We start from the raw sequence: 471 nt of genomic DNA, 5'->3' as shown, positions 1-471 counted from the left end.
GTGTGCCGGTCTGCTGACTTCCGGCACTTTACGCTTGAAAAACGTACCCATGCTCGCCGACGTCAAAACCACCCAAAAACTGCTGCAAGGCATGGGCGCACGCGTTTTGACCGACAACATCTACGAATTTGAAATCAACGGCGGCACTGTCAACAACACCTGCGCACCTTACGAGCTGGTAAAAACCATGCGCGCATCCATCTTGGTTTTGGGCCCGACCCTTGCCCGCTTCGGTGAAGCCCAAGTCAGCCTGCCCGGCGGTTGTGCCATCGGTTCGCGTCCGGTTGACCAACACCTCAAAGGCCTCGAAACCATGGGTGCGGAAATCACCATCGAACACGGTTACGTCAAAGCCAAAGGCCGTCTGAAAGGCACGCGCGTTACCATGGATGTCGTGACCGTAGGCGGTACCGAAAACCTGCTGATGGCGGCCACACTTGCTGAAGGCACCACCATCCTCGAAAACTGCGC

At 56.9% G+C, this 471-nt stretch carries 1 pseudogene; it reads left to right on the top strand.

The annotated features are described in order from the left end of the window. Positions 1-471 (top strand): annotated as a pseudogene (locus tag ACTHUR_RS19930) (UDP-N-acetylglucosamine 1-carboxyvinyltransferase); the annotation flags it as partial.

Source organism: Neisseria sp. P0021.S007 (assembly GCF_051956855.1).
The sequence above is the reverse complement of the archived record's forward strand: the minus strand, read 5'-3'. Positions and strand labels throughout refer to the sequence as shown.